The organism is Bacteroidota bacterium (assembly GCA_016718825.1).
Lineage (GTDB): Bacteria > Bacteroidota > Bacteroidia > J057 > JADKCL01 > JADKCL01.
In genome coordinates this window covers 1-9,040 of the sequence record JADKCL010000049.1, presented here as the reverse complement: position 1 = coordinate 9,040, position 9,040 = coordinate 1, and the positions used below count along the sequence as shown (strand labels likewise).

The window sequence follows — 9,040 nt, the reverse complement described above, 5'->3', positions numbered from 1 at the left end:
CAAGAGCAGCGCATTACATGAATGGTGCCCATACGGTTGATACTATCGAATTCCCGACGGTCTCGGCGCCAAAGATTGGGATCTGCAGCGAGGTGATAAACATATTTGCAACCATGGGTGGCTTTTTGGACGGATGGCTCATCACGAATGTCAACACTCACCAGCTCAATTCTATCCAGTGGCAAATGATCGACAGAGGCTCCTGGCCGCTCCAGAACCCGAACAGATTCGTTCGCATCAAGTAACTGCGTCACCAGATGTGAACCAAGGAAACCAGCGCCGCCAGTGACCAGAATCAAGATAGAATTCCTTCCGGCAAATGATCTGCCAAATCCTGCAAATGTTGATATTGGGGATTCAAACCTTCGGAAGTTATTTTTCAATGAGCGCAAACGTAGCGCGATTCAAAGGACAAGAAAACTTTCCAGCAAGTCGAATAAGATGGCCGGTATAAGCGTCGATTTCTGTGCGAGCATGTTCGGCATGCATATCAGGAGCCATTGAGCAATACGTCCCGCGTAACGATGGACGGAAAAACATCGCCATCAATGCCGGTAACTTGGGTGTGCGTAGAATTAGGGATACTGTATCGGGATGAAACGGCCCGATACGCGCAAGAGGAATTTTCGCATGTTGGAGAATCGCATAATTTTCAAGAAGCAGTGCAAAAAAGAGCGCCTTAGCCAGTTGACCGGTCAATAATTCCCCATTATCCACGCCAGCCATCGCCGCAAGTGGCGAGATGGCCGCATTGTACATAAGCTTGGTTGCTTTATAAGGCCGGATATCCGGAACAAGTTCGACAGGAAACAGCTTGGCTTTTCCCAATGCAATAGCCAGCGACATTATTTCAGCCTGTACATCGGCAGTGATAGATCGGCGTGCCCCGATATGCAGGCTACCCGGTCGCGTGATTCGTGTTACGGGCTGATCGCGTTGGCATTCCGATACAAAAGAGGCGATACCCTCGCACGCGTGATTGCGTTGCTCCAGCTCCGGATCAAAGCCATTTTGAATCGGTACCAGGAAGGCGTCGTCAGGCAGACGTGCGAGTACTTCAGGATTGTCATAGGTTTTGGTGCAGAGCAGAATTAAACCTTCTGTCGGCGCTATCCAATCATCAAAAGACATGAAAGATGCAGCTTGTGCTCCCAGCCCAACTACCGTTATACCATTCTTGTTCCCTTCGCTTACTTTGGCGGTATTGTTGTCAACCAGTATCACGGAATAACCTTCCCGCGCCAAGGCCCAACCAATTGCTGCGCCAATACCTCCAATGCCCAAAATATGAATTGGTTTACTGAGTAAATTGAGCATCTATAAATAAAGATCCGAAAAATTATTCAAGGTAAATAACCCATGAGATCCCACTAAAAGAATTCAAACCAATATTTTATAGTTTAAAAGATATTATCCAGGTTTTTCTCATGCCCATCAGGGCAACATTGTTTGATTATACTGACATTTTAAAATAATGATCAATCAAAGGAGGCAGGACTCTAAAGGAAATTTCCCCTAATATGTATCTAATTTCAGCAACTTGCTATAGTTATTTGTCTCAAATAATCGAAAAATCTGTTATGAAATAGCTTCTCCTCGCCACGATCACTATTCTCGGACAGCCTTAGTTTAAGCCAAAAAGAAGGATTCAGTTTAATACAGTACTTGACCAAACCTGTTAAAATGGATGCGCTATACGAAGCGATTGGGCGATTGGTGGTATTTGAATACCATAAAGTTGTGAGAATCGATAAGATTGTTTACAGATCAAATAAAGCTTCTTAATTTTTAATCAACGGGGTTTCAAATGACTATTACTAATCCAGTAACTTTTAAAATTATTATAGGCTTGTTTAATGCAGCACCAGGGAAAAGCTATCTGACCGACATAGAAAATCTGGCTAAAGGGAAGACCTTGGCACAACTTGCGGATGCTCTGGCTGCCACCACAATATTTACTAGCGTTATTATGGGGGACAAGGACACAACTGCGCTTAAGGTTGCCGTGCTCATGCACAACTTTGGTGTGGTTGCTGACAGTAACCCAACCAGCGTCGGCTCTCAAGCTCAGGCCTTCTTTACGAATAGAATTGATGCTGGTGTTGGTTTTGGCGCTATTGTCTATGAAGCGGTTAATTTCTTATCTCAGGATAGCGCCACTTTACCTGCAGCTTTTACTACAGTAGCAACCTTGCTGAGCAACAAGGCCGCCGTGGCAATGGCCTATTCCGCAACCAATGCTTCTACCGACTTGGCTAAACTGCAAAGTGTATTAAGCGCTGTGACCGGAACAGAGTTATATACAGATGTTCAAGTGGCTGCGATTCTGGCTGCTTCCGGATCTACTACGGCAGATTCAACTATAACAGGCTCGGTGAATGCTGACATTCTCGCCGGCGGTTCCGGCAATGACACACTGTCCGGCTTGGCTGGTGACGATATAATCAATGGTGGAGCGGGTGACGATATTATTTACGGCGGTACTGGTGCCGATATAATGACCGGCGGAGCAGGCGCTGATACCTTTGTATTTGATGCCACTGTTGGCGCCAACAGCACTGGTATAACTAGCGGTGACGTGATCACCGATTTCACTGTTGACACCGACAAGCTCTTTTTCGATGGTGTAACCGCCGTAGCCTCCGCGCAACAAACCGCTGTACAGGCTGCCGTTACTGCTCTGGCTGACGCCACTACTACACAGATTGCAGCAGTGATGGCTGCTACCAACAAGACGAGCCTGGGTGTTTCGTTTGCTGTCTACGGCGGCGATACTTATGTCTACTATCAAACAACCGGAGGTGCTGCCGCCTCAGCTGCAGACGACGTATTCATCAAGCTGACCGGTGTTGCTTCCGGCTTCACTTTCGGAACGACCGTGGTAGATAAACTTCCACCGCCGCCGCCACCACCGCCGCTTGCCACTACGATCAATCTCACTGAGTTTGACGACACCTATTCCACCCCCGGGGACGGTAATTTTATCATCAACGGTTTGGGTGGCAACGATATCATTACCACTGGCTCCGGCAACGATTCGATCAACGGCGGTTCGGGCAATGACACCATCGCTGCACAAGCTGGTGCGGATATCATTACCGGTGGTGCAGGTAATGATTCGATTGCACTCGGTGTGGATAGTGATATGGATACCGTTATTTTCGGTGCAACTGCCGGTGGCAACGGTAACGACATTATCACCAACTTTATCTCAGGTACTGACAAATTGAACGTCGGCGCTATAACAGCTAGCAGCACAGTGACTGCCGTAACAGGCGCCCTAACTATAACGTACAATAAATTGTATTTCTTGGATTCGGGTATCGCAGGCAATGCTGACTCAGCTGCTGCCGTTGCAGCCGCACTGAATGCTGGGGCAACTTGGACTAGTACTCCTAACACAGTATCGTATTTTCTCATCAACGACGATAACAGCAGCTCAATCTGGTCATACGTCGGAACAAACACCCCTGCGGTCGCGGTGAGTGACCTTATCTTGATGGGCACAATCGATGCGGAGGTGACAACCGGCGATTTGCTGTTTGCATAATTCCATTAAACCTGACCCGGAGAAGCGCAAGCGGAATCCGGCTTACAAATGTAGTTAATGCATTTTTTTAGTTAGAGAGGATCAAATCCCCGCACTCAAAAAACTGACTTCCAAAGATTCCTTATTGTGTTATCAATCGATAATTGAATATGCTGATATTCATTATTCCATTTAACAGCACAACTCACGCACCACATGTCTGTTTGATTTTTTGAGAATTGATGATGTACGCCAAAGCCAGTGCTACATTTTTCCTCAACGTAGTATTCCTGCTTACATGCTCCGGCGTATTGGCCGAGACGCAGTGTCGATTGGATACGCAGCAGGGAGTCGGTGCGCTGGGTCGCATTGAACCGCGTTCCCGGGTAATCAAAGTTTCACATAATGCGGGGCCTGAAGGGGCTCGTGTGGAGCAACTGTTTTTTCAGGAAGCCGCTTCGGTCAAATCCGGTGAGAAACTGGCGGTACTCTCGCAGCATGTCAAAAGAAAAGCGGGGGTGGAGGCAGCCAGAACACGAATCAAGGTACTGGAAGCACAACGCGCTGTTGAGCAGGTCGCACTCACTTTTAACAAGAAAGAACATCTGCGCCATCAATCGCTTGATCCTGGCGCTGTCAGTATTTCCCTGGCGGATGCGAAACGACTGGCGTATGAGCAATCCCTCGCCAATCTGAAGCGCTTGTCGGCCGAGATCGCCCGCGCGCAATCCGAACAGAAAATTGCAGAAGCCGAATTGGACAATACGCTGATCACCGCACCGATCACCGGCACGATCGTAAAATCTTCTCTCGCCCGGGAGAACGAATCGGAGACAATGGACTGTTGCAAATCGCCGATTTGTCGCAACTGGATGTCGTGGCAGAAGTCTACGAATCGGAATTGCCCCAAGTCAAATTAGGGCAACCCGGGTGTATCACGGCATCCGGTTTCAAACGAAGCTATCTTGCACATGTCAGAGAATTGGGATTTCTGGTCAGGAAGAACGATTTGAATGACACCGACCCATTGTCAGATCGGGATAATCGCATCATTGAAGTGCGCCTTACCCTTGAGCCGGAGGCCGTTGCGGATTTGCGGCACCAGATTTTCCGGCAGGTTAACGTGCGGATTACCCGTGACAAATTACGCCGTGAATAAGCTTGCCTGGCTTTACTTTCCCGCACGCCTGGCTTGGCGGCAGCTCATCTTTGATCAGACCAAACTGGTGGCCGCTATTTGCGGTGTATTGTTCGCTTGCGTATTGGTGTTCATGCAACTGGGCTTCAAGGATTCATTGTATGCCAGCGCAGCCTCTGCGCCGGTAAAATTGGATGGCGATTTATTCCTGATGCACAAACAAAGCGAGGCCATGTGGCGGCCGATCCAGTTTAAGCGTAATGAGCTAATGCGTGTATTGGGAAATCCAGCGATTGCGGAAGCTTATCCGCTTTATCTAGGGCTAGCGCCTTTCAAAAATATCAAAACCCAGGTTAAACGAACCTTGATGGTTTACGGTTTTGATCCGGAGTCGCGATCTTCAATGTCGATGAAATCAAAAGCAAGCGGGTTGAGTTGCGGCTCAAGGATACAGTGCTGTTTGACGAATACTCCCGCCCTGAATTCGGCCCCATTCGCCAATTGCTCAAAGCGGACCAAAATGTAAACTGAAATTAATGATTATAAGGTTAACATCGTCGGGTTATTCCGCTTAGGCGTATCGTTTGCCGCCGATGGTAATGTCGTGACCAGCGATTTAAACTTCATGCGTATTTTCCCCAAAAGAAATCACGGCGATATCGACATGGGTGTCATCAAGCTCCATCCCGGCGCATCAATCAAACAGGTAAAAGCAGAGCTTAAGAACCAGCTGAACGAGTTCATCAATATTTTTACGTACGAAGAGCTGCTGAAATATGAAAAGGATTATTGGGCGAATACGGCACCGATTGGGTTTATTTTTGGTTTTGGCACCGTGATGGGATGGGTGGTCGGTTTGGTGATCGTTTATCAGATTTTGTTTACCGACATCGCCAATCATCGTAATGAATTCGCCACGCTGAAAGCCATGGGCTATGAACACAGCTACTTTATTCGCCTCGTGTTTGCTTCGGCTTTCTTTTTGGCAATCCTGGGGTTTATTCCTGGTTACCTGCTTTCTTTAGGGCTATACCATCTGGCTGAATCCCAGATGTACATGCCGATGCCGATGCTCTTGAGCAAAATCATCACCGTGTTTATGTTTATTCTTTCCATGTGCGTCATGGCCGGGCTACTGGCAATCCGTAGGTTGAAAGATGCTAATCCGGCTGATATGTTCTGATGGGCACCTGATGTCAACGGTCATAGATGTCGAACACCTGGATTTTAGCTTTGGTAGCGGTGTTTTAACGCAACCTGTGCTGAAAGACATCACCCTCTCAATCCAGAAAGGCGAGATCGTATTAATCACCGGACCTTCCGGCTCGGGTAAAACAACCTTTCTGACCATTATCGGTGGTTTACGCCAAGCTTTTCACGGCAGCGTGAAAGTGCTCGATCAACAATTCATCAATAGCAGTGAGCCGGTTAAAGTCAAAGTCCGGCAACAGATCGGCTACATTTTTCAGCAGCATAATTTGCTTAAATCACTCACTGCGTTGCAAAACGTCAGCATGACGTTAGAAATGAGTAACACACTGACAGAGCAGCAAAGACTCGACCGGTCAGCGGAAATTCTGATCGCCGTGGGACTGGGTGATCGGCTTGATTACAAACCCGGGCAACTTTCAGGCGGGCAACTGCAACGGGTTTCCATAGCCAGAGCCCTGGTCGGGAAACCAAATAATCCTGGCCGATGAACCGACCGCTTCGCTGGATAAACAAAGTGGTTGGGAGGCGGTCAGTCTGCTGAAACGATTAGCCAAAAAGAATCGCAAACCACCATTCTTCTTGTAACGCATGACTACCGCATTCTGGACATTGCGGACCGGGTTGTGTGGAGCTGGAAGACGGGGTAATCAAGAAGGTATGACTGGGCGATTTGTGCAGAACTACAACAGGATAGCCATTGACACAATCAGCGTGAAAAAGCCGATTACGTTGCGATCCGGTCGGGCAGCAAGCGATCGTATTCCCTCTTGACTACACAGTAGCACTCGCAGACATTATCCTCCAATCCCTGCCGATCCAGCAGCGTAATATGGCCGCGGTGGTATTCAATCAAGCCGGCGCTTTTTAATTTACGGGCCGCATCGGTGATGCCCTCACGGCGAACACCGAGCATATTGCTGATCAATTCTTGCGTCATGATCAACTCGTTCGAGTGCAAGCGATCGAAACTTAACAGTAACGTAAGCCTCCAACCCTTCCACATTAACACCCCGCCCCAACATCGTTATCCTCAAACTTTTCACAAGGAGGAACGATGTCATCATCAGAAGCACGACGAATTCATATCGAAGCATGGCAAACCAGCGGAATGTCTCAGGCGGCTTATTGCCGGGAACATGGTTTGAATACCAAGACGTTTGGCAATTGGGCTCGCAAGCATCGTGCTGGTCAGGTCGTTCGGTCACCTGCATTGGTTCCGGTAACGATCAAACCAATGCCTATGCCGACGAATACGCTGCCTCTTCGCGGACGGGCGATCGTGTGTTGGAACTGCCGTCGACGGTATCGCCGCATTGGGTGGGGGCATTGTTGAGGTGTCTTTGATTACGAATCCGGGGGAGAGTTGGTTGATGGTTGCGCCGGTGGATATGCGCCGGGGATCGACGGTTTGTCGGTGTTGGTGGAGCAGGCGTTACAGCGCTCACCGTGTTCGGGTTCGGCGTTTGTGTTTTGCAATCGCGCGGGCAATCGCATCAAGGTGCTGCTGTGGGACGGCACCGGCGTGTGGTTGTGCCAGCGCCGCTTGCATCAGGGACGGTTCGTTTGGGGGCGTTCGGATACGGGCGGGATGGAACTGACTTCATCGCAATGGGAGTGGTTGATTGCCGGAGTGGATTGGCGTCGTTTGGGGTTGCAGTCGTGCGTACGAAAATATAGCTGAAGGCTAATATTGATGCCGCTTTGTGCGGGTTTTTCGGTATAATAACGCCATGAAAACGCACGCAAAACAGTCGATTGAATTGGATCATCTGAACCTCGCGCCAGCGGTTAAAACCGAGGTATCGAATCTGATTCAATCACTGCTTACGCAAGCACAAAACGAGCTCAAATTGCTGGAAGCAAAGAATCAGGCACTGACGCTGGAACTGGCACACTTGCGTCGCATTCGTTACGGTGTGAAGAGCGAAGCACTGTCGCAGCCACAGTTGAGTTTGTTCGAAGAAGACTGGCAAACCGATGTGGCGGCGATCGAAGCGGAAGTCGAGCAATTGCCGCTGCCTGCTCCGCAGACGCCTAAGCGTGCACGCGCTGGGCGCCAGCCGTTGCCGGATCACCTGCCGCGCATCGAACACCGCCATGAACCGCAATCCTGCCGATGCAAACAGTGCGGCAGCGATCTGGTAAAAATCGGCGAAGACGTCACCGAACAACTCGACGTCAAACCCGCCGAATTCTTTGTGCACCGCCACATCCGTTCGCAATATGCCTGCCGGGCATGCGAAACCGTGATCGCTGGAACCGGTACCGCCCGCGGTGATCGACGGCGGTATGGCGGCACCGGGTTTGCTTGCTTGGATCGTCGCGGCCAAATACCTCGATCACCTGCCGCTGTATCGCATCACGCAAATCGCCGCCCGCGAAGATGTCACGCTATCGCTCTCCACCCTGGCGGAATGGGTTGGACGCGTCGGCGTGGCACTGCAACCGCTAGCCGACCGGCTGACTTTGCACTTATTGCAAGGGAATGTGTTGCACGCCGACGAAACCCCGGTGGCGCAACTTGATCCCGGCAGCGGAAAAACCCAGCGCGCCTACCTGTGGGCGTATCGCAGCAACGACTTCGAATTGGGGCCGCGTATCATCATATTTGACTACCAAACCAGTCGTAGTGGCAAACATGCGCGAGACTTCCTCGACGGCTGGCAAAGGTCATCTCGTTGTCGACGACTACGCCGGTTACAAATCGCTATTCACCCTCGTCGGCAACTGCACCGAACTCGGCTGTTAGGCGCACGCGCGCCACCAATTCTTCGATCTGCATCAAGCCAAACGCCAGCACCGTTGCATTCGAAGCATTGCAACGCATCGGGCCAAACTTTACGCCGTCGAAGCCGAAAGCAAAGCACTTATCGACCGAAGCACGGCAACAACTACGTGCCGAAAAAGCCTGTCAATCCTGCAATCGTTGCACGACTGGTTACCAAACTCGCGCCCAAACCGCCGATGGTGGCGGCACCGCCAAGCATCGACTACACCTTGAAGCGCTGGCAAAGCCTGATCCGCTACGCCAGCAGCGGACACCTGCCGATTGACAACAACCCCGTCGAAAACACTATCCGCCCCATCGCGCTCGGCAAGAAAAACTGGCTGTTCACCGGCTCCGAACGCGCCGGAAAACGTGCCGCAGCCATTCAAACCCT

General features: G+C 50.2%; 3 protein-coding genes and 7 pseudogenes. 7 read left to right on the top strand and 3 right to left on the bottom strand.

Annotated features, from left to right (window positions below):
- Both IPN95_27855 and IPN95_27850 read right to left on the bottom strand, forming a co-directional pair.
- Positions 1-299 (bottom strand): NAD-dependent epimerase/dehydratase family protein (locus tag IPN95_27855; protein ID MBK9453145.1); only part of this gene is annotated, 299 nt, incomplete at its 3' end.
- Positions 296-1,317 (bottom strand): annotated as a pseudogene (locus tag IPN95_27850) (ketopantoate reductase family protein). The pseudogene IPN95_27850 and the gene IPN95_27855, both read right to left, overlap by 4 nt.
- A 490-nt stretch (positions 1,318-1,807) precedes the next feature.
- Here IPN95_27850 and IPN95_27845 point away from each other — a divergent pair.
- The 4 genes and pseudogenes from IPN95_27845 to IPN95_27830 all read left to right on the top strand — a co-directional run bounded on the left by IPN95_27845 (position 1,808) and on the right by IPN95_27830 (position 6,526).
- Positions 1,808-3,550, top strand: a complete 1,743-nt coding sequence (locus IPN95_27845; GenBank protein MBK9453144.1) for a calcium-binding protein — start codon at positions 1,808-1,810, stop codon at positions 3,548-3,550.
- Between the two features lie 221 nt (positions 3,551-3,771).
- Positions 3,772-4,449: an efflux RND transporter periplasmic adaptor subunit gene (locus tag IPN95_27840; protein MBK9453143.1), complete on the top strand. Its 678-nt coding sequence runs from the start codon at positions 3,772-3,774 to the stop codon at positions 4,447-4,449.
- 93 nt (positions 4,450-4,542) lie between these two features.
- Positions 4,543-5,850 (top strand): annotated as a pseudogene (locus IPN95_27835) (FtsX-like permease family protein).
- Between the two features lie 10 nt (positions 5,851-5,860).
- Positions 5,861-6,526 (top strand): annotated as a pseudogene (locus IPN95_27830) (ATP-binding cassette domain-containing protein).
- 77 nt (positions 6,527-6,603) lie between these two features.
- Here the strand turns inward: IPN95_27830 and IPN95_27825 are convergent.
- Positions 6,604-6,858: pseudogene (locus IPN95_27825) on the bottom strand (winged helix-turn-helix domain-containing protein).
- 75 nt (positions 6,859-6,933) lie between these two features.
- Between IPN95_27825 and IPN95_27820 the strand changes: the two are divergent.
- The 3 pseudogenes from IPN95_27820 (at position 6,934) to IPN95_27810 (ending at position 9,040) form a co-directional block, all read left to right on the top strand.
- Positions 6,934-7,223: pseudogene (locus IPN95_27820) on the top strand (IS66 family insertion sequence element accessory protein TnpB).
- Positions 7,224-7,249: 26 nt separating this feature from the next.
- A pseudogene (gene tnpB, locus IPN95_27815) lies at positions 7,250-7,560 on the top strand (IS66 family insertion sequence element accessory protein TnpB).
- A 49-nt stretch (positions 7,561-7,609) separates the two neighbouring features.
- Positions 7,610-9,040 (top strand): annotated as a pseudogene (locus IPN95_27810) (IS66 family transposase).

Excerpts from the sequence above, each read along its gene's own strand:
- IPN95_27845 (MBK9453144.1), top strand. The coding sequence starts at position 1,808 with ATGACTATTACTAATCCAGTAACTTTTAAAATTATTATAGGCTTGTTT.
- IPN95_27840 (MBK9453143.1), top strand. The coding sequence starts at position 3,772 with ATGATGTACGCCAAAGCCAGTGCTACATTTTTCCTCAACGTAGTATTC.